Raw genomic sequence first — 21046 nt, 5'->3', positions numbered from 1 at the left:
GTGGATGTTTGAGTGGTTTATCCGACACACTACCTTTGATTTCGCTACTCTCCAGATGTACGGAGTTTTTTCAAAAATCAAATAGGAGTCCTATATATAACCATTGTCACAGTTATATAACTGGAGATTCGCTATAGTTAACGGTTAACAGACAACGGCTAAAAGGAGTTAAAGAGATGGAAATTAAGCCAACTGACCCATCGCTAGCACTCATAGAAATTCCCCCTGGCTATCTCAATATTATGGGTTACATTGATCAATCAGAAGTTAATGGCCCTGGTTGTCGTGCAGTCGTCTGGGTACAAGGTTGTCTTCGTGAGTGTCCTGGCTGCTTTAATACCGACTCTTGGTCATTTGAAGCTAACCAATTGATTGCTGTTGATACCCTTGCCGAGAATATTCTCAGCAATCCCCGCAATATGGGTGTAACGTTCTCTGGTGGAGAACCGTTTTGGCAAGCAACTGCACTAGCATCTTTAGCTCGGAAGGTAAAAGCTGCTGGGTTAAATGTAATGTCTTTTACTGGATTCACTCTTAAGCAGCTACAGTCCCAATCCGCGCCGCCAGGTTCCCAAGGATTGTTAGAACAACTCGATATCCTGATTGACGGGCCTTTTGTACAATCTCTGGCAATTAATTCTCCCAACTCTCCAGTCTCTTCTAGCAATCAACGGATTCGTGTGTTGAACCCAGCTTTCCAAGACCAGATTACTTGGGCTAGCGACCAGATTGAGGTTCATATTCTCAAGGATGGTAGCCGCATTGTCACCGGTTATCAAGGTGGGCTGGAACTGACATAGGGTATGGGACATAGGGAGTTAAAACTTAAAGGTTCAGCCTCAGAAGGTGAACGTTCATCTTCTGAGGGTTAAATTTTTACAAGCTATCCGGTAAGGGTAAAGCTCAGTCACTTTAGCTAGTTAACTGAAAATGACTCCAGCCTTCCAGATGATCTGAGGATGATGATCGATAATGCAGATATAGAGGATAACAAAGTTGATGCCAAAACAAAGGAGTTGACACCAGCAAATGCAACCCAACTACTCAAATATAGCCAGCTAATTGTCGATGTCTTTGACAATAGCGTGGCACGTCAAGCAGGGAAAGATTATGCTGATCAATTTAGCATTCCTTGTCTTTATGCTGGACTATCAGCAGATTATGCAGAAGTGATTTGGAATGACGTTTATCGCCTTCCTTCTGAGGTGAATGATCATGTCTGTGATTATCCACTGGCGCGAAACCTGGTGATATTAACTGTGGCTGTGGCGTGTGAAGCGATCGTTTCATTCATTGCCACAGCAGAACAGCGTAACTTCACCATCACCCTAAAGGATCTGACTGTTCAATCTTTGTTTTTGTAGATTGCGTAGACGCTCTTAGTGGTTTGTCGCAGACATCGCCCATCATAATTTACAACTGTGTTGAGACAAAACTAACTAGCTAGATAGCCGTGTATCTTATCCTTATGTCTTCGGAGAGTACCCAAAGCTTGTTGCTCTACCTGTCGCACTCGTTCTCGACTAATACCCATACGTTGACCAATCTGTACTAAAGAAAGTTCATTTCCATCTGTTAAACCAAAACGCAAAGTTAATATTTCTTGTTGCTGGGGAGTTAATTTTGACAATAAATTTTGAATATTTTGTTGGAGAAACTTTTGGTCAGCGTATAATTCTGGGGAGAGTCCATCATCCTCCAACATATCTTGTAATTCTGTATCTTTTTCTGAGCCAACTCGCAATTCTAGAGAGATAGGTTGACGTGCTAAGAGTAAATAATCTCGAATTTGTTTAGGATCTAAAGATAGTTCTTCAGCGATATCAACTGCGGTAGGAGTCCGACCTAATTTTTGAGTTAGTTCACGTTGAATACGCTTGATTTTGTTCAGTTTTTCTGTAATATGAATAGGCAAGCGGATAGTCCGTCCTTGTTCGGCGATCGCTCGTGTAATTGCCTGACGAATCCACCAATAGCCATAAGTTGAAAACTTGTACCCTTTAGTAGGGTCAAATTTCTCAACTCCTCGCTCTAAACCTAAACTTCCTTCTTGAATTAAGTCAAGAAAATCTAGGTTATGTCTTTGATATTTTTTAGCAATAGATACTACAAGTCGCAGGTTAGCCTGAATCATTTTCTGCTTGGCTTGATGTCCCTGATGTAGCTGTTGCAGTAGTGATTTTTCACCGATATTTATATTTTCAATCCACTCTTGTTGTGTCGGTTGACGTTTTAATTGAATAGCTAATTTTTCTTTCGCAGCAAGTAAAGCCATCATTTGTTGAACTTGCTTGGCAAAATTAATCTCTTGCTCATAAGTTAATAAAGGTATCCGTCCAATCTCGCTAAGATAAGTACGGACTGTATCAGCAGTATATAAAGGTTTTTCATTTTTATTACTTCCTTCTAGAGACTGGGTTGATAGATTATTCATAGTTATATTAACCTTCAGAAATGCTTGTTGGTTTAGAGGGAAATAAATTTCAATCCGAGAGAATTAGTGGGAAATTCAGAAATGAAATTAGAATGCAATTCTTAATTTTGATGATTAAGGTGCTAACGTTAATTGTGACTGGAATCAGTTTGTAGTTTAACTTTAAAAGATAAAGTCAATAATTTGTCAATATTTTCTGGTTGTTGTCACGGATAATTCTTTCGCCAAAACTAATATGTTTTAAGTTAAGAGGTTGATGTTACAGGAGTTTGTCAAAGAATTGAAAAAGTTATGTCTGTCCAAATTCCAGCGGATTTAAATTTGGGTGTTGTACACAACCTAAGTCTCAAAATCAGGCATAAAGCCTGTTTTACTTCAGAATTATCCTGTAAGTAGCCAGGCATGATGTACACTATGACGCATGAAAGTACTTTTTCCTTCCTTCTGTCTTTTTACAGTTCTACCCTAAGTCAAGTCGCGTTCTGGGAATCTAAGCAAAGAAAATCACTCCCTATACGTGTTGACATGGAGATATTGATTTTACCTTTGGGATTTTACTTAAAAGGTCGCCTCAGTTTGAAAAGAGGAGGAATACGTCTGGAAACTGCTTCTGCAATCAGTTTTACAGCACTAGAGACAATAGGTTATGCCTTCATTACACTTTTACGATCGCACGGGAACCTACTTGTCTTTATATCTTAAAAGACTGCGATCGCTCTTGAGTGAAGTTATGTCTTTTCTAATCCTTCTCGGATTTTGACCTTTTCTTAGCAAACAAACTAGTCATACTTAATCCAGTAACCAACAACCCTAATAGTCCTATTCCGTTCAAAATCGGGTAGATTCCCTGTAAACCAAAGATTTCACCACGATGAATCGAAAGCAGTAGACTACGCCCAACTCCAAGGTTAGCTGACCACTCACCTACCAGCGTAGCTGCAATACCAGTTAACAATGTTACAGCAAGCGGTAAAGCCAAAATAATCGCCAGAGTCCGGTGGTACTTGCGAAATGAACGCATTATCCAAAATCTCCAGTGGAAACTATAGCAGTTTGCAACTTGATGAGGTACAGAACTGTTTGTCTCAAAGCCACATACAAAGCTTGTTTTTTTACTGTCTTTTGACCGTGCCAATTTTAGATTTTAGATTTTAGATTAAAAATTATTTCGGTTCATGCCCCGCCCCTCTCTACGAAACCAGAGGCGAACGTGAGCGGAACAATTCCATTATCCAAAATTTAAAATTCGGCTTGCCTCAAGCCAAAAAGTGGTCGAGGTCAATCCAAAATCCAAAATTTAAAATCCAAAATCGATTGACTCCTGCTCTATGTTAGTCTTCCCTCACTTTTTAGAAACAGTGGCGATATTTGTGTCAAGTGTTTGTAACCCTTTAAGAGCTTTCGCTTTATCTTTTGCTTTCAGCGCACCCTTCACCTGGGTCGCAGCATCTTCGATTACATTATAGGTTTTGGAAGATTTAGTTTTGACACCATCCTCAACCTTAGACCAAGAATTTTCAAACTTATCAAATTCCTGTTGAGCTTTATCAAACTTTCCGGCTGACACCGCAGTTTTTGTATTTGAAACTACACTGACCAAAGGATTAAAACCTCCCTGCGTAGTAGTAGTAGTTTTGGATACTGTTGTCCCTCCAGTGGTTTCAGTGGCAGCAGGAGTCTGGGTAGTAGATTTTTGAGCGCCGTTGCATCCTACCAATGTCAGTAAGCCAATTGCAGTAACGGGGATGATGTAGATTAAGCGTTTCATAAGACCTCTTGAATAATGATAAATCGCCAAGTAAGGACGGTATCAGCTACTATATCAGCTAAAGTTGCTGGAGACGTAGGAAGATTCTATGCAGGTTTTTTCTTACAAAAATAATGTAATCTTCTATACCTATGTTTTTTGGCACGGATGCATCACGGCTGTTTTGCATCTTAATTGCGGGTTTATGCCCGATTATTTTTGATTGGTAATAAGGTGTGATTTGTTACTTTATTTATTGTTAAAAAATCTTGAATAGAGTTGACAAATTCTTTTAACTCTAAAATTAAATTAGTAGTATCTTTAAGCTCTTGATGGTAAGCCAATTGTTCTAGTTTGTCAGCTGCTAGGTATATAGCTGTGGCTCCAATGTTGGTACTAGCACCTTTAAGTTGATGAGTTTCTCGCGCAACTTGCTCAAAATCATTAGATGCGATCGCTGCAATAATTATTTCTAAACGGGGTTTCATATCTTCAACGCATATTTGCAATAGATTTAATTCAAATTCTGCGTCATTTCCCGATATCCGATGCAAGTGTTCCCAATCAATTCCTAGGCCAGTGGAAACTGTCTGTTCATAAACAACTGCCTCTTCTTGTGAGAGGATCACGCCTGTCCAATGCTCTAGAGTCGCAGCCAATTTTTCTTTAAACACTGGCTTACTCAGATAGTCGTCCATTCCGGCATTGAGACACATTTGTTTGTCTTCTTTCATTGCATTAGCCGTCATCGCAATCACCACAGGACGACGACGCAGAGCAAAAGCGTCCTCTTGCCAACGATGAATTTCTTTTGTGGTTTCCAAACCGTCGAGAATCGGCATTTGGCAATCCATTAGAATCAAATCGTAAGGAATTTTTTCTAATAGCTGCAAAACTTCCTTTCCATTAGCAACGACATCAGCTTTGTAGCCCAAACTCTGGAGTTGCCTCAAGGCTACTTTCTGATTCACCAAATTATCTTCAGCTAAGAGAATTCTTAATTTGGATTTAGTAGAGGGGTTAGGGGAAGAGGAAGTAAGAATGCCTGAAGTTTCTGGACTCTGGATTTCTTTGGTAGCCTCTAGCCAAGAGCCTCTAACGCCTTGTTCTGATTCAGTCCGAGTTTCTAAAATAGTTGTGATGGTATCAAGGAGTCGTGATGGCTTAATGGGTTTGACCAAATAAGCAGCAAATCCAATTTTGAGCGCCTGCTGCACTTCATCCCGTTGATTAGTAGAGGTGAGCATAATCAAAGGTATCTCAGCAATTGCAGAATTGGCTTTAATTTGTTCTCCTAAAGTCATGCCATTTGTTTGGGGTATTTGCATATCAACCAAGGCGACATCATAGGATTTACCCTGCTCACAAGCTGACTGAATAGCAATGAGTGCAGCAGCAACACTGTCAGCTTGATCTACCTGCATTCCCCAATGAGTAGCTTGATGGGAGATAACTTTGCAATTAGTAGTGTTGTTATCCACTACTAACAAGCGACGGTTGTGCAAAAGTCCGCGATCGCATTTTGGCAAAACAGGCTCAACAAGCTTGGTAAAAAGCACCTCAAACCAAAAATTAGATCCTTTCTCCATCTGACTTTCTACCCCAATCACTCCTCCCATCAAGGTTACAAGTTGTTTACAGATGGCTAATCCCAAACCGGTACCACCATACTTGCGAGTCGTAGAAGCATCCACTTGGGTAAATGGGGTAAAGAGTTTGCGTTGGTCTTCAGGGCTAATGCCAAGACCCGTATCTGTGATGGCAAAATGGATGGTGGCTGTAGTAGAGGAAAGCGAACGCAATTCGGCTTGCACTAATACTTCGCCAGTGCTGGTGAACTTGATCGCGTTGCTGATTAAGTTCATGAGAATTTGCCGCAGTCTACCAGTATCTCCTTTGAGGTGGGTGGGGACGTTGTGCTCAATCATTGCGGCAATTTCTAATCCCTTGTTGTGGGCTGAGGGAGCCAATAATTCCACTACTTCTTCAACACAAGTAGATAGGTTAAAATCTAGAGTTTCGAGAGCCATCTCTCCAGCCTCAAGTTTGGAAAGATCTAAAATCTCGTTGATTAAACTTAAAAGAGCGTCTCCACTACTACGAATTATTTCAATAAAATCTCGCTGTTCTGGGTCTAAGGCAGTATCTAACACCAAACTGGTCATCCCCAATACAGCGTTCATCGGAGTGCGAATTTCATGACTTATATTTGCCAAAAAGGCACTTTTAGTGTGAGAAGCTAATTCGGCTTGGCGACGAGCAATTTCAAGTTCTTGTCGCTGACGAGTTTCTGCTGCTAATAGTTGGGCTTGGGCTAAGGCAATACCTACTTGGTCGGCTATTTGCCGCAAAAGATCAGTTTCAAAGCTAGACCAGTGGTGGGAATCGTCACACTGATGAACTATGAGCAAACCGCGAAGTTCTTCTTTGACAAGAATGGGCACAACCAAATTGACTTTGACCCCAAACTGTTGCATTAATTCCAGATAGCTTTGTTCAACTTCCAGCATATCCAAGTTAGCCAGCCCTAAAACCCTTCCTTGACGGTACTGCTGTAGATAGTACTGTTGTAGATATTCCGCTTGGAAGTAGGGGGGGGTGATGTTTTGCTCTTTGATTGCTGGTAAGCCAGAAACTACAGCTTCAATAACGGTGGGTGCAGACTCATCTGGCAAAAGCTGATAGATCAAAACTCGGTCTGTCTGGAGAATCTTTTGCACCTCCTCGACAGTGATTTGGAGAATTTCTTCGATTTGCAAAGACTGGCGAATCTTGAGGGTGATTTCGGTAAATAGTTGCGATCGCAAGTTTTGGCGTTGTATTTCTTCTTCAGCCTGTTTACGCTCAATAAACTGCCCCACTTGCTCACCGATAGAATTCATCGTTTTTGCCAAATCTTCGTCAAGTGGCTGGATTTCACGGTTGAAGCAGGTAATTATACCGAGGATTTTGTTACCACTGCGGATCGGAAAACCAAAAGCTGCGTGTAGTTCTAGTTTAGCGTTAATTTTGAAGCGGGAAAAACTGAGTTCTTTAACGACATCAGCGATCCAAACAGGTTCAGAACTAGCCCAAACACGACCAGGTAGTCCAATTCCTGGTGGAAACGTGGTTTGCCGATTCAGTGCTTCAAAATCTTCCAGATCAAGGGATGCTTTATGCCACATATCGAGAAAACGCAGCACATTTGCTTGCTGATCTACCATCCAAATTTCACCCAAATCCCATCCTAAACTTTCACAGATCCCTTGGAGAATTTGGGTAGTGGCAACGCCAGTCGTAGTGGAATCTGCTAAAACGCGGGTTGCAGCATATTGTGCAGTTAGATGCTGTTGGGCTCGTTTCCGTAAGCGAAGCTCGTCGGAGACATCGGTGATGTCAATGCCAGTGCCAACAATGTATTCTACTGCTCCTTCATAGTCTTTTAAGAAGGTATTCGACCAAGCAATCAGTCGGCGACTGCCATCCTTCATTACCCAATAGTTTTCGTACTCCTGCAAGCCTCTACCAGTTAGCAATTGCTCAAAAACTGCTTTGACTGGCTCCACCTCTTCAGGAAGTAGGAACAAGTTCCAGAAATACCTACCCCTCACCTCATCGAAGGAGTAACCGGTTATTTGCTCACAAGCTTGATTGAAGCGAACGATTTGCCCTTGAGAATCGAGAACTATTACCAACGCGCCGACTGTATCAAGGACTGCTGAGATAAAGTTGCGTTCTTGATTTAAGGTTTCTTCTGTCCTTTTGCGCTCAATGACCTCACGATAGATGAAGTAGTAGACTACGGCAAGAACGATAAGACTTAGGCAGATGGCGATCGCAATTGTCAAAATTGTGTTCTGACTCCTGGCTTTTTTTACTTGTAATTGCTGCTGGAGTCGTCCCCTTTCCTCGTTCTCCATCTCATTGAGCACCTTGCGGATATCATCCATGAGATTTTGTTCATCATTTCTCACTAGTATTTGCAACGCCGCCTCTAATCCCTTGTTCTGGCGTAAATTGATAGTCTGTTTTAGTTCAGTAAGTTTAGTCGTTATCAGAGATTCAAGCGTTGTGATCTGCTTTTGTTGATTCGGTTTATCTGCTGTTAAACTCTTCAACTTGGCAATTTCTTGATCGACGTTAGCAAGTGCTGCTTGATAAGGTTTGAGATAAATCTGTTTTCCAGTGAGGATGTAACTACGTTGCCCAGTCTCCGCATCCTTTATCTGAGACTGTAGTTCTTCTAGACTGTTGATTTTTTTGTCAGTATTTTTTACTAAAATCCGATTATTAATAGATCCTCTTGTATTTTGATAGGAAACCACACCAATCAAAACTAAAATTGCCGACGCCAAACCAAAACCTGCCGCAATCTTTTTGAAAAATTGCTTGCGTACCCGCTGCGCCTGTTTGCCTTTTTTGGTAATAAGTACCAAACTTGCTAAATTTCGGCGCAATTCCAGTTGCTTAATGACTTGACGACCTAAAGTTCGTAAAGCCTCTATCTGATCTGGAGTAAGTTCTCGTGGTACATAGTCAATCACGCAAAGTGTTCCTAGTGCGTATCCCTCAGGATTAATCAGAGGTACACCAGCATAAAACCGAATATTTGGGTCAGATGTTACCAGTGGGTTAGCGGCGAACCGTTCGTCATCTGTTGCATCAGGCACAACCAGAACATCAGGCTGTAGAATAGCATGGGCACAGAATGCCAAATCTCGATGTGTTTCTAGGGCATCCAGACCGACTTTTGACTTAAACCACTGACGGTTTGTATCAATTAAGCTAATTAAGGCAATAGGAGTCTGACAAATATACGAGGCTAAACGGGTGAGGTCATCAAAAGCGGCTTCAGATGGCGTATCGAGAATCTTATACTGCAAAAGCGTCTCGATTCTCTGTGCTTCGTTATCAGGTAATGGTGCTTTCATCCTTGAGCCTTATCTACATTCTGGTGACTGGGGAAGAAGCAGGGGGGAGGGGAGCAGGGGAGCAGGAAATAACCAATGCCCAATGCTCCATGCCCAATGACCAATACTTCTCTACGAGAGGCTGCGCCAACGACGCCGCTCAGTACAAGTGCCCAATGCCCAATGCCCAATGCCCAATGCCCAATGTCCAGTCCAACAAACTTACTTTAATTAATGACAATACTTTAGTTAAAAGCGTTAGCGTAATTTCACTGAGTTCGACCTTATTAAAGAATCGATCCAATGATTAAGTCTTTACTGTATTTTTTATGGGCTGGTTTATTTGAAATCGGGGGCGGCTACTTGATCTGGTTGTGGTTGCGTGAAGGTAAGCCGTTCTGGTGGGGCATATTGGGTGGAATTGCTTTAACTTTCTATGGGGTTATTGCAACTCTCCAATCGGCAAATTTTGGCAGAGTGTATGCGGCTTACGGTGGCGTGTTTATCGCAATGGCAATGCTTTGGGGTTGGAAGGTAGACGGGGTAACTCCAGACCGCTACGACCTAATAGGAGCAAGTTTCGCGTTATTGAGTGTTTTAATTATCATGTTCGCACCCAGAAATTAAGTAAAATTTCTATATTATTTCCGACAACTTAAGTTTTATAATACCCACTTTTAAACAGATAATAACCTCACACAAAATCGTAAAGGTTTTTTAGCAACTAATCGGTGAGAAGCAGCCATACTGATATCTGCGCGTTTATGCGTGAGATATAAAGAGAACTCATGATAATATTTGTGCAAATTCTCGGAGAATACTGGCGAGTATTTAAAATCCTTGTCAATTCTCACAAGGATCTTGGTTTGTAACAGTAGGTAACTAAAAATTTGGAATTTTGTAGCGGTTGAATAAAATGTTATTTTTCAAAAAAAGATGCAATGATTCCACGTATACACCCTTGTTTAAATCTTGGCAACTACAATCGGGATTATATTTTTGTTAACATTTACAGAAAATTAAGGTTAAGTATCTTTCAAGACAAAAATGTCTAACTAAAAGTAATCAAATGTAGTTAAGTATACAAATAATTGGTGCTTAGGAAGAAAAACAAGTGTTGAAGAAAGTTGTAATGATTGGGGCTATCACCCTACTGATTTTGGGAATACCGCTGATGGGCAATGCTTTTGCCCAAACACCAGCCGCTGCGCCGCCTGCTGCTGATACTGGAGATACGGCATTTATGCTGATTTCAGCAGCACTGGTGCTGTTAATGACACCAGGATTGGCGTTCTTCTATGGTGGATTTGTGCGATCGCGCAACGTCCTAAACACATTGATGATGAGCTTTGTGTTGATGGCGATCGTGGGAGTTATCTGGATTCTGTGGGGCTATAGTCTTGCCTTTGCGCCAGGTTTACCGTTTATCGGTGGATTGCAATGGTTTGGGTTGAATAATGTCGGTTTAGAGACTCAAGGCTACTTGCCGCATCTGCCGTACGAAGACGCCATCAAAGCAACAGACTCCAAATATGCTGATGTCGTCTCCTATGCCGGAACGATTCCCCACCAGGCGTTCACGATTTATCAAGCCATGTTTGCCATTATCACCCCAGCCTTGATTTCTGGGGCGATCGTTGAACGGATGAGTTTCCGCGCCTATTCGCTGTTTGTGCTGCTGTGGTCAACCTTTGTTTACGCCCCCCTGGCCCATATGGTATGGGCGAAAGGTGGATTCTTAGGTTTGTACGGTGGATTAGGTGCCCTCGACTTTGCAGGTGGCACAGTAGTTCATATTAGTTCTGGCGTTTCTGCTTTAGTAGCAGCGATCGTCCTTGGGCCTCGGAAAACCCATCCCGACCGTCTTAGCCCGCCGCACAATGTCCCTTTCATTTTGCTGGGTGCTGGCTTGCTGTGGTTTGGCTGGTTCGGTTTCAACGCTGGGAGTGCCTTATCAGTTGCTAGTGGAACTTCTGGTAACTTAGTCACAAATTTAGCAACAACAGCCTTTGTTGCCACCAATACAGCGGCGGCGGCAGCGGCTTTAATGTGGCTAATTTTGGAAGCAGTTTTACGGGGGAAACCGACCGCAGTCGGAGCGGCTACAGGAGCCGTTGCTGGTTTGGTGGGCATTACTCCCGCCGCCGGATTTGTCACACCGTTATCAGCGATTTTAATTGGTTTCATCACCGCCTTTGTTTGCTTCTATGCTGTGAGTTTCAAGCACAAGCTAGAAATTGACGATGCTTTAGATACCTATCCCGTGCATGGCGTTGGTGGTACAGTGGGGGCAATTTTAACGGCCATCTTTGCTACGACTCAAGTCAACGGAGGAGGTAAAGAGGGAGTGCTACGTGGTAATTTTGGTGAATTGGGAGTTGAACTAGTAGCAATTGCCATTGCCTATGTGATCGCCGGTGCTGGTACGTGGATTATTCTCAAGATTATCGATGCTACAGTCGGGCTGCGAGTCAAAGAGGAAGCTGAATTGCAAGGTTTGGATATCAACGAACACGGTGAAGAAGGTTATAACTCCGAGTTTGGCGATCGTCCCACTTAGAAGTGCTGGGTCATTCGATTTTAGATTTTAGATTTTGGATTTTGGATTGAAAGAAAAATTCAAAATCCAAAATTCAAAATCCAAAATTGGGCTGATTTGCGATCGCTAGCGTTAAAATTTGATTCAAATAATAGGTAAATTTCGCTAGTCGTGTCTACTTCTGCAAAAACCTTTCCTATCTGGGCATTTTTCTCGCTGTTAACCAACGGCATCCTAATGTTGGCGGTCATCCTGCTAATTTGGCAACAGCAGAAATTGACCACTTTTTTTGGGATGATCACATCCCCAGAGACAATCAACCTGAACAACTCACCCCAAATTGCTACACCTGATTTGGGTCGCCGTCACCAACTCACTTACCAAGAGTGGGTAGACATCCTCAAGCAAGAAGCCAAGGTCGCCGCTGACCAACGGACTCCGCATTTAACCATCCTGGCGGGAGATTCTCTGAGTTTGTGGTTTCCCCCTGAGTTATTACCCGAAGGTAAAAATTGGCTTAATCAAGGAATTTCTGGCGAAACCAGCAATGGACTCTTAAAAAGATTGAAGATATTTGACCGCACCCAGCCAGAGGTGATTTTTGTGATGATTGGCATTAATGACCTTATTCGGGGGATGAGCGACGAGGTAATTTTAGATAATCAGCGGCAAATTATCAATTATCTGCGAAAGACGCATCCCACAGCCCAAATTGTTGTCCAATCGATTTTGCCACATGGGGCAGAGGAAGCAACCTGGAAAGGACGAGATAAACTTCTGGGTGTTGCCAATAGTCGCATTCGCGAGTTGAATCAGCAACTGCAAAGTATATCTACCAAAAAAGGTGTCAAATATCTCGATTTATATCCCCTATTTACCAACAAGCAAGGAAATCTCCGCCGCGAATTTACTACTGATGGCTTACACTTAAGTCCTGAAGGCTATATGGTTTGGCGTTCTGCATTGCAGATTTATAGCGATATCGAATTAAAATCCCAGCGTCAACGGACTTCGGGGGAAAAAGGCTAAAGGACAAAAAGAAGTAATATCTTTGAATACAACTCTGTATAAATCGCGTCTGGGCGCGAGAAAATAAAAAATAGTGGTTTAAGTAGACAAATCTAATGGATACAAAAGCTTTTAAGCGCAGCCTGCAACATTCAGAAAACTACAATCGCAAGGGCTTTGGTCATCAAGCAGAAGTAGCCACCCAGTTGCAATCTGAGTATCAGAGTAACTTGATTCAGGAAATTCGCGATCGCAATTACACCCTACAACGAGGTGATGTGACGATCCGACTAGCACAAGCCTTTGGCTTTTGCTGGGGTGTAGAACGGGCTGTGGCCATGGCCTACGAAACTCGTCAGCACTTCCCTACAGAACACATCTGGATTACTAACGAGATTATCCACAACCCTTCTGTAAATCAGCGGATGCAGGAGATGGAAGTAGAATTCATCCCCATTGAAGCAAATCAAAAAGACTTTTCTGTTGTTGGAACTGGTGATGTAGTGATATTACCTGCTTTTGGGGCTAGCGTTCAGGAAATGCAGATACTTCACGACAAAGGCTGCAAAATTGTTGATACAACTTGTCCTTGGGTATCTAAAGTTTGGAATACAGTAGAAAAGCACAAAAAAGTCGATTATACTTCAATAATTCACGGTAAATATAAGCACGAAGAAACAGTCGCTACTAGTTCCTTTGCTGGCAAGTATTTGATTGTGTTGAATTTGCAAGAAGCAGAATATGTTGCTGACTATATTATCAATGGTGGGAACCGTGAAGAATTTCTAATAAAATTTGCTAAAGCTTGTTCAGCAGGATTTGACCCTGATCAAGATTTAGAAAGAGTTGGCATTGCCAACCAAACTACGATGCTTAAAGGCGAAACTGAGCAAATCGGCAAGCTTTTTGAGCGGATTATGTTGCAAAAGTATGGCCCCACTGAGTTAAATCAGCATTTCCAAAGCTTTAACACCATTTGTGACGCCACCCAAGAACGGCAAGATGCCATGTTGGAGTTAGTGGAACATAACTTAGATTTGATGGTAGTAATTGGGGGGTTTAATTCATCGAATACTACTCAATTGCAACAAATTGCTTTTGAGCGGGGAATTCCTTCTTATCATATTGATACTGTTGAACGGATTAAATCAAGATATTCCATTGAACATCGGCAATTAAATGGGCAGTTAATAACTACAGAAAACTGGTTGCCAGACAGAGAGATTGTTGTGGGAATTACTTCTGGTGCTTCCACGCCAGATAAGGTGGTAGAAGATGTGATTGAGAAAATTTTTGTAATGAAAGCCACAGCAACACTGGTTTAAAAAAATCATCCCCAACCCCTCTTTAGCAACACTGAGGGGTGTTTATTGCTCATCTATTTATTGATAATTTTTAGATCAACTAAAACAAATGGCTGTTTATGAGCAAATTGGTAAAGGCTATGATTTGACTCGTCGCGCTGACTCTGACATTGCTGCCCAATTAGCTAAACACCTCCAAATCAAATCAGATTCCTCGTATCTCGATGTGGCGTGTGGCACAGGAAATTACACGCTAGCTTTAGCAAAATATGGTGGTTTTTGGCATGGAGTAGACCAGTCAAAACAGATGATTGATGCTGCTATAAATAAGAGTAATGTTGTAGCTTGGCAAGTTGCAGAAGCTAAAGCGTTACCTTATGCTGATAGAGCTTTCTCAGGTGTGTTATGCACTCTAGCAATACATCATTTTGCTGCACTAACTCCTGCTTTTCGGGAGATTTACCGTGTCTTAGCGGCTGGTCGTTTTGTACTATTTACTGCCACACCGGAGCAAATGAGCAAATATTGGTTAGTCGAATATTTTCCAGAAGCTATACATAAATCTGCTGAACAGATGCCAAGTTTAGAAAAAGTCAGAGATGCTCTCAATGAGGCAGGTTTTAATTTAGTAGATATTGAACCTTATTCTATTTCCGAAAATTTGCAAGACCTATTTTTATATAGTGGAAAATATCGTCCTGAAATATATTTAGATGAGAATGTCCGCTCTGGAATTTCTACCTTTGCTTTGCTAGCTTCTGCGGAGGAAATCGCAGCAGGGTGTCAAAAACTAGCAGCAGATATTAATACAGGACAGATTATCGAGATTGTCAAAAAGTATGAAAATAATCACGGAGATTACTTGTTTGTAATCGCCGATAAAGTAGTAACTTGAGCTAAAGGGTGAAGATTGAAGCAGTAATCTTCTTATCCAATCAGTGCCTCGGACTCATCATGTGACCCAATCGAGATCCACTAATAATCCTCGCCGTTCTTAAGTGCTAGTGCGCGATATCCACCACTAATCCTGACTGATCACAAATCATTTCCTACATTTTTGAAATGCAAAGACGGATGAAATTGACCGAATAATTCAGAATTAGAATTAGCATGAAATCTTAGTTATAAAGTAATTATTAATCATGAATTAGCATGACAGAGAAATGGCTTTCTATCGTCGGTATTGGGGAAGATGGATTACAGGGATTAAGCGCGATCGCTCGTTCTCTAGTCGATCAAGCTAAAGTAATTGTGGGAGGCGATCGCCATTTAGCAATGCTCCCTACAGATGACCAACGTGAGAAACTAGTCTGGATATCCCCTATTAGCGCCTCAGTAGAGGAAATCATCCAGCGTCGGGGTGAATCAATCTGCGTACTCGCAAGCGGCGATCCGATGTGTTATGGCATTGGTGTTACCTTGACACGGCGAATTCCCGTCTCTGAAATGACGATTATCCCCGCACCTTCAGCCTTCAGCCTCGCCTGTGCCAGGGTTGGATGGTCTTTAACTGAGGTGGAAACCTTGAGTTTGAATGGTCGTCCATCGTCCCTACTCAAGTCTTACATCTATTCGGGAGCTAGGCTGTTGATTTTGAGTGAAGGGAAGGACACACCCGCCATTGTTTCCCAAATTTTGACAAATCGCGGCTATGGTGGCAGCAAAATCAGTGTATTGGAGCGCATGGGCGGCGCTCATGAAAGAATTGTGGAAGGTACGGCTGCATCTTGGGGTGAAACTGAAGTTGCTGCTTTGAATGCGATCGCAATTCATTGTATTGCTGATACTGGGGTTGTCCCTTTACCAAAATTACCAGGATTACCAGATAACGCCTACCACCACGATGGACAGTTAACGAAGCGTGAGGTTAGGGCAATCACCTTAGCAGCTTTGGCTCCCACACCGGGAGCGCTGTTGTGGGATGTGGGCGCGGGTTGCGGTTCAATTTCTATTGAATGGATGCGAAGCCATGCTCGGTGTCGGGCGATCGCGATCGAACAAAACTCATCTAGACTACTATATATTGCTGATAATGCCGCCACTCTCGGTACTCCCAATCTGCAAATCATTGAAGGTAAAGCGCCCCATGCCTTGAAAGATTTGCCAGCACCAGATGCCATTTTTATTGGTGGTGGGGTGACAGCAACAGGACTTTTTGATGTTTGCTGGGAAGCACTGCGATCGGGTGGACGTTTGGTGGCAAATGTCGTGACGGTAGAGGGTGAGCAAACTTTATTTCAATGGCATGAACGAGTCGGTGGCGATTTAACTCGTATTGCCATTCAGCGGGCGGAACCTATTGGTAAATTTTTGGGCTGGCGAGCAATGGCACCTGTGACGCAATGGATAGTTGTAAAAGGGACTGGGGATTAGGTACGACCTAGCCGAACCCCTGTATCTCCAAGCTTTAGAACTGAGTAAACGTTTGCTGCGAGACAATCATCCCGATATCGCCACCAGCCTCTAAATTTACCAAAAACAACCTGCAAAGCTCATCAAGCTAAATTTGCAGTGCAATTTGATTTTTGGGAAATCCCAATTAACAATAAATAAATGCGGGATGATTTGATCGGTTTTCCTTTGCATCTTTTCGTGAGACTTTCATACCATAAATGTGCATACCCACAATTCCCAATTGACATTTATACTAAAATCGGCATTACGTTGTCTCTCTACAAAAATTTCTGCACTTTTCAGTGAATCATCTGCCAAACCTTGAGAATGTTCTCACCACTGCCACCACCGGCAATAGTTTGTCCATCTGGGCTGATGGCAACAGCATAAATATATCCAGAACCCGTCTCTAAAGTGCGGATTTGCTTTCCTGTTACCGGATTCCACAGTTTAATTGTCTTGTCACTACTACCACTGACAAGGGTGACACGATTTGAAGTTGCGTTTCGCAAAAAGGCGACGGAATTAACCTTATCATTATGTCCCTTTAGGGTGTGGATTAACTTTCCTGTTTTCAGATTCCACAATTTAATTGTTTTGTCTTTACTGCCACTAGCAAGGGTGACACCATGAGGAGCAAAAGCGACCGAAAGAATCCGTTCACTATGTCCCTGTAAGGTGCGGATTAACTTTCCTGTCTCCAGATTCCACAATTTAATTGTCTTATCCCAGCTACCACTAGCAAGGGTTTTGCCATCAGGACTGAAAGCTACGGAACTAACTCCGTCGCTATGTCCCTGTAAGGTGCGGATTAACTTTCCTGTCTCCAGATTCCACAATTTAATTGTCTTATCCTTAATAGCACCGCCACTAGCAAGGGTTTTGCCATCAGGGCTGAAAGCTACGGAACTAACTCCGTCGCTATGTCCCTGTAAGGTGCGGATTAACTTTCCTGTCTCCAGATTCCACAATTTAATTGTCTTGTCCGCACTACCACTGGCAAGGGTTTTGCTATCAGGACTGAAGGCTACAGTCCAAATCCAATCGGAATGTCCTTCTAAAGTCTGGATTTGCTTTTCACTTGCTAGATTCCATAGCTTGATTGTCTTATCATCACTACCACTCGCAAGGATTGTGCCATCAGGACTGAAAGCTACAGAATTTACATCGCTGGAATGCCCCTTAAGGGATTTGGGCACAAAAGGATTTTCTGAGCCGCTTTTTGGGGATTTAGGCTGAGGAATAGGCTGAGGAATAGGCTGAGAAAACTCGCTCATTTGGGGGCGATAATGTAAATACCAAACTCCCCCTAATCCCAACACCAAAATGCTAGTACCTAAAAGCAGTTGGCTTTTTAGCTTATTATTTGGTTTTGGTGAAACTGGCCCTTTATTTGCTGGGGTGGCTGTAAATGTTGGTGTAAGTATAGTTGGGGGGACTGATGACAATGGTGTTAGCTGAGGTGTCAAGTCAGTGATGACTTCATCAGCCGATTGGTAACGCTTTTGGATGTCTAGTTGCAACAGCTTATCCAAAACTTCACCCAACTCTATGGACACAGAAACCCCATCCCTACCCGGACTGATTAAATATTGTCGCCAAGATGCAACCCAACTATAGCCCTGCTGTATCCACAGTTGAGATGGACGAACCCCAGTCAGTAGATGAAAACAAGTCGCCCCCAAACTGAATAAATCACTGGCTGGGTAAGTTTTTCCATCTTGCATCTGTTCAATTGCCGTGTAACCGTGTGAGCCAATAACAGTGCCCATTTTAGTCTGCACTGTTGCCGTCAGCTGCTTGGAGGCTCCAAAATCAATTAGCACTAATCGCCCGTCACTTTGACGGCGAATAATATTTTGTGGTTTGATATCCCGATGAATCACTCCCCGTACATGGATAAACTTCAGCACGGGCAGTAAATCTAGCAAAAGTTCGCGAATCTCTGTTTCGCTATAGCTTCCCCGCGTCTCCCATTCTTTAAGCAAGTTTTGCCCATCGATAAACTGCTGCACCAAAAACAGATAGCTATTTTGCTCAAAATAAGCCAATAAAGTTGGAATTTGCGGATGTTCTGCGAGTTCTTGCAGTCGGCTCGCTTCTTGTTTAAATAGCTCAATGGCCTTTGTTAGGGGCCCAGTTCCCTGAAGTTTTGGTGCAAATTGCTTAACAACACAGCATTCATTCAGTTTGTGTACATCTTCTGCCAGATAGGTTCTACCAAATCCGCCCTCATCTGACAACATCTGAGTGGGACGATAGCGACCTCCCAACAGGGGTATCAATTCCGCTCTACAACTATGGCAATAGTTGTTTTTATCAGGATTCAGGGGTTTTTGGCAATCGGGATTCACACAACAGAGCATACTGGGAATCCATTTCAGTTGGAGTATATATTCATTTTAAGTCATGCAGTATAATCTCTGTTATTAGTCAATATCACTGAGATCCTATATAAATCCCCAATTTCCTTACCTCATCAGGTATTGAACAATTTAGAGAACTTCAAAGAAGTTGTGCTTGAGCGATGCCTTTTGATAAATTGATTGGCGTCAAGTTAATATATACATTCTCGATTTAGTAGTCCGGCAGCATCTGGCTCAGTTTGGCAAAAATATCTCGGCAAAAATCCGAAAAGCAGCAATTTCAGCTTGTAGCTCAGTATATACTTACAAAACTGACATTCACTCTAGTACAGCTTGGCAAAAATCCAGCTACCATCTCAAACAAGACTTGGGGCTTAACAAGAGGCTTAAGAAGGGGTTTAAGCAACTTATTAAAGGTAGGCAAACTGACGCCACAGTGTACTAATAGTCTGAATTGGAATAGAAATTTTTCAACTTAAAATTCGTCTATCTCTTAAATACAAAATCATCAGCAAAATTAGGAGCGTAATTATGCTAGTAGAAAACAACAACTCTCGTCGCAAATTAAGCCGCATTTTAATTTGTTGCTTGAGTAGTAGTTTGTTGCTCACAAGTAATGTGCTACCTATAAGTGCTTTGGGAAAACCTCAAAGTTCTCAAGACTTCATAATTGCCAAATCACCAGATGAGAGACAACCAGAAGCAGTAAAAAAAGCAATTGAGCAAATTCCTGTTTCTCAAGGGTCAGTATCTCCAAGACGGAAGACATCTATTGAGTCACCAGTACAGGCTAGTGTATCTTCTAACACAAGGAACTCTGAGCAAGCAAGCAATAGTTCCAATGATGTTTCTACTTCTAGACCATCTAGACGGAGAAACTTTAACCAAGCAAGTAATAGTTCCAATGATGGTTCTACTTCTAGACCATCTAGACGGAGAAATTCTAACTCAAACTCTGTGGCTTCAAATTCAGGCAGAGTTCGCAACTCGAATTATAATTCAGGTAGAGGTGGCAACCAAAATCTCGACGATTCACAGGTTTCTCCGTCTGTGACACCTACTTACAAAGAGATTAACTTTGTAGATGTTGCATTGGGTATTCTGAGTAAGCGTGACTTTCAATCTCAAGGTAGATATTTTCATTTCTATCAGTTTGAGGGCAGAGAAAATCAATTAGTCCAAATTAGGCTGATTGGCAGTAATGATACACGCAGATCAAATAACTTGAGTTTAAAACCTTTGTTGTTTTTGCACGATCCTGATAATAATATCATCGTCAAAAAAGGCGCTTTGGAGAAAGGCAGTGGTGGCGATGATGCATTTATTTTTGCCCGACTGCCGAAGAACGGCATTTACAAGATTGCAGTTACTAGCCAAGATGCCGGAGAGATAGGTCGCTATAGTTTGGCTCTCAGGAATGATAGAGCTAGCTATACTTTAGATGAATCAGGTCAACTAACTGCCAAAAGCTCAACCCTTAAACAAAATGGAGGCGCTTACAATGTTTCTAATTTTCAAGGGAGAAAAAATCAGCTTGTAAGTATTCGTGTAGATAGTGTAGATGAAGAATTTTCTCCTTACGTAACTTTGCTAAATTCTCAAGGAAAGACGGTCGCTATAATTAAAAACAACAAAGATGGTGTGTACAGTGCTTTAATTGACCGAGCTAGATTGCCTGAAGATGATACTTACTATATAGTTGTTACTTCCAAGAATCCCCAAGATTTCGGTAAATACAGATTGACTATTTTCTGATAATTTAGGTTACTTGAAACTACCGCTTTATCGCCGTGGTTTGCGGGGATCTTAGAGGATGTTTTAAAAGCTATCTTGTCGGTAGCAAAACGTTCTAGATCCCTCTAAACCCCCCTTAAAAAGGGGGACTTTGATTCCGGTTCCCCCTTTTTAAGGGCAGGGGCGTTTCATTCCCTGAAAGGCTCTGATTTACAAGCGTCTAAGTCAAAACAATCAGGTGATTAAAAAATCTGATTGGACAATAAAATGGCGATCGCACTAAAATTTATTGGTTGAGATGGTAATTTTTCTCTTCCCCAACTTCCCCAAATTTCTCGCCCATGCTGTTGACAAAATCCCTACCTTATCGAATGAAACAGCCCTGCTTTTTAAGGGGGGTTAGGGGGGATCAATAACTACCTAAAATCACAGCCAATATCTAACCGAACTGTTAGATTCTATCCCACATTCCGCAGGTGCGTAGGCGTAGCCCACCGCAGGCATCGTAAATGCTGTATTTTTGAAAATTATGTAAATGGTGCATTTTAGAAGCATGACAACTACCACTAGATAGTGGTCTAGATGCACAGCTTGGGAATTAGGTAGTAACATGAGTTCAGTTGCTGCC

At 42.2% G+C, this 21046-nt stretch carries 14 protein-coding genes and 1 pseudogene; 9 read left to right on the top strand and 6 right to left on the bottom strand.

Features of this window, described 5'->3' with window-relative positions:
- Positions 1–176: 176 nt before the first annotated feature.
- Both V7K30_RS21865 and V7K30_RS21860 read left to right on the top strand, forming a co-directional pair.
- Positions 177–800: a 4Fe-4S single cluster domain-containing protein gene (locus V7K30_RS21865; protein ID WP_335002820.1), complete on the top strand. Its 624-nt coding sequence runs from the start codon at positions 177–179 to the stop codon at positions 798–800.
- A gap of 192 nt (positions 801–992) precedes the next feature.
- Positions 993–1364 (top strand): annotated as a pseudogene (locus tag V7K30_RS21860) (ThiF family adenylyltransferase); the annotation flags it as partial.
- Positions 1365–1435: 71 nt separating this feature from the next.
- Here V7K30_RS21860 and V7K30_RS21855 read toward each other — a convergent pair.
- The 4 genes from V7K30_RS21855 to V7K30_RS21840 all read right to left on the bottom strand — a co-directional run bounded on the left by V7K30_RS21855 (position 1436) and on the right by V7K30_RS21840 (position 9094).
- Entirely contained in the window at positions 1436–2434 is a 999-nt protein-coding gene (locus tag V7K30_RS21855; protein ID WP_335002819.1) for an RNA polymerase sigma factor, RpoD/SigA family, read from the bottom strand.
- A gap of 739 nt (positions 2435–3173) precedes the next feature.
- Entirely contained in the window at positions 3174–3455 is a 282-nt protein-coding gene (locus V7K30_RS21850; protein ID WP_335002817.1) for a peptidase, read from the bottom strand.
- Between the two features lie 321 nt (positions 3456–3776).
- The gene (locus V7K30_RS21845) at positions 3777–4202 is read right to left on the bottom strand and encodes a DUF4363 family protein (RefSeq protein ID WP_335002815.1); all 426 of its coding nucleotides are present in this window, start codon (positions 4200–4202) and stop codon (positions 3777–3779) included.
- A 182-nt stretch (positions 4203–4384) separates the two neighbouring features.
- Positions 4385–9094 (bottom strand): GAF domain-containing protein, encoded by a 4710-nt coding sequence (locus tag V7K30_RS21840; RefSeq protein WP_335002813.1) that lies wholly within the window; start codon positions 9092–9094, stop codon positions 4385–4387.
- Positions 9095–9376: 282 nt separating this feature from the next.
- On the opposite strand from V7K30_RS21840, the gene V7K30_RS21835 reads away from it, so the two are divergent.
- From V7K30_RS21835 to cbiE, 6 genes are all read left to right on the top strand, one after another.
- Entirely contained in the window at positions 9377–9700 is a 324-nt protein-coding gene (locus tag V7K30_RS21835; RefSeq protein ID WP_335002811.1) for a YnfA family protein, read from the top strand.
- A gap of 487 nt (positions 9701–10187) precedes the next feature.
- Positions 10188–11633: an ammonium transporter gene (locus tag V7K30_RS21830; RefSeq protein WP_335002809.1), complete on the top strand. Its 1446-nt coding sequence runs from the start codon at positions 10188–10190 to the stop codon at positions 11631–11633.
- A gap of 150 nt (positions 11634–11783) precedes the next feature.
- Positions 11784–12641, top strand: a complete 858-nt coding sequence (locus tag V7K30_RS21825) for an SGNH/GDSL hydrolase family protein (RefSeq protein ID WP_335002807.1) — start codon at positions 11784–11786, stop codon at positions 12639–12641.
- 95 nt (positions 12642–12736) lie between these two features.
- Complete coding sequence (locus tag V7K30_RS21820; protein ID WP_335002805.1) at positions 12737–13945, top strand: 4-hydroxy-3-methylbut-2-enyl diphosphate reductase; 1209 nt, start codon at positions 12737–12739, stop codon at positions 13943–13945.
- Positions 13946–14033: 88 nt separating this feature from the next.
- Positions 14034–14819 (top strand): class I SAM-dependent methyltransferase, encoded by a 786-nt coding sequence (locus V7K30_RS21815; RefSeq protein ID WP_335002804.1) that lies wholly within the window; start codon positions 14034–14036, stop codon positions 14817–14819.
- A 257-nt stretch (positions 14820–15076) separates the two neighbouring features.
- The gene (cbiE, locus tag V7K30_RS21810) at positions 15077–16297 is read left to right on the top strand and encodes a precorrin-6y C5,15-methyltransferase (decarboxylating) subunit CbiE (RefSeq protein ID WP_335002802.1); all 1221 of its coding nucleotides are present in this window, start codon (positions 15077–15079) and stop codon (positions 16295–16297) included.
- Positions 16298–16617: 320 nt separating this feature from the next.
- Here the strand turns inward: cbiE and V7K30_RS21805 are convergent, their stop codons facing one another.
- Positions 16618–18684, bottom strand: a complete 2067-nt coding sequence (locus V7K30_RS21805) for a serine/threonine-protein kinase (RefSeq protein ID WP_335002800.1) — start codon at positions 18682–18684, stop codon at positions 16618–16620.
- A gap of 531 nt (positions 18685–19215) precedes the next feature.
- On the opposite strand from V7K30_RS21805, the gene V7K30_RS21800 reads away from it, so the two are divergent.
- Positions 19216–20439 (top strand): peptidase, encoded by a 1224-nt coding sequence (locus tag V7K30_RS21800; protein ID WP_335002798.1) that lies wholly within the window; start codon positions 19216–19218, stop codon positions 20437–20439.
- 405 nt (positions 20440–20844) lie between these two features.
- Here the strand turns inward: V7K30_RS21800 and V7K30_RS21795 are convergent, their stop codons facing one another.
- The gene (locus tag V7K30_RS21795; protein WP_335002796.1) at positions 20845–21030 is read right to left on the bottom strand and encodes a hypothetical protein; all 186 of its coding nucleotides are present in this window, start codon (positions 21028–21030) and stop codon (positions 20845–20847) included.
- Positions 21031–21046 lie beyond the last annotated feature (16 nt).

The organism is Nostoc sp. (genome assembly GCF_036917655.1).
GTDB lineage: Bacteria > Cyanobacteriota > Cyanobacteriia > Cyanobacteriales > Nostocaceae > Nostoc.
The sequence above is the reverse complement of the archived record's forward strand: the minus strand, read 5'-3'. Positions and strand labels throughout refer to the sequence as shown.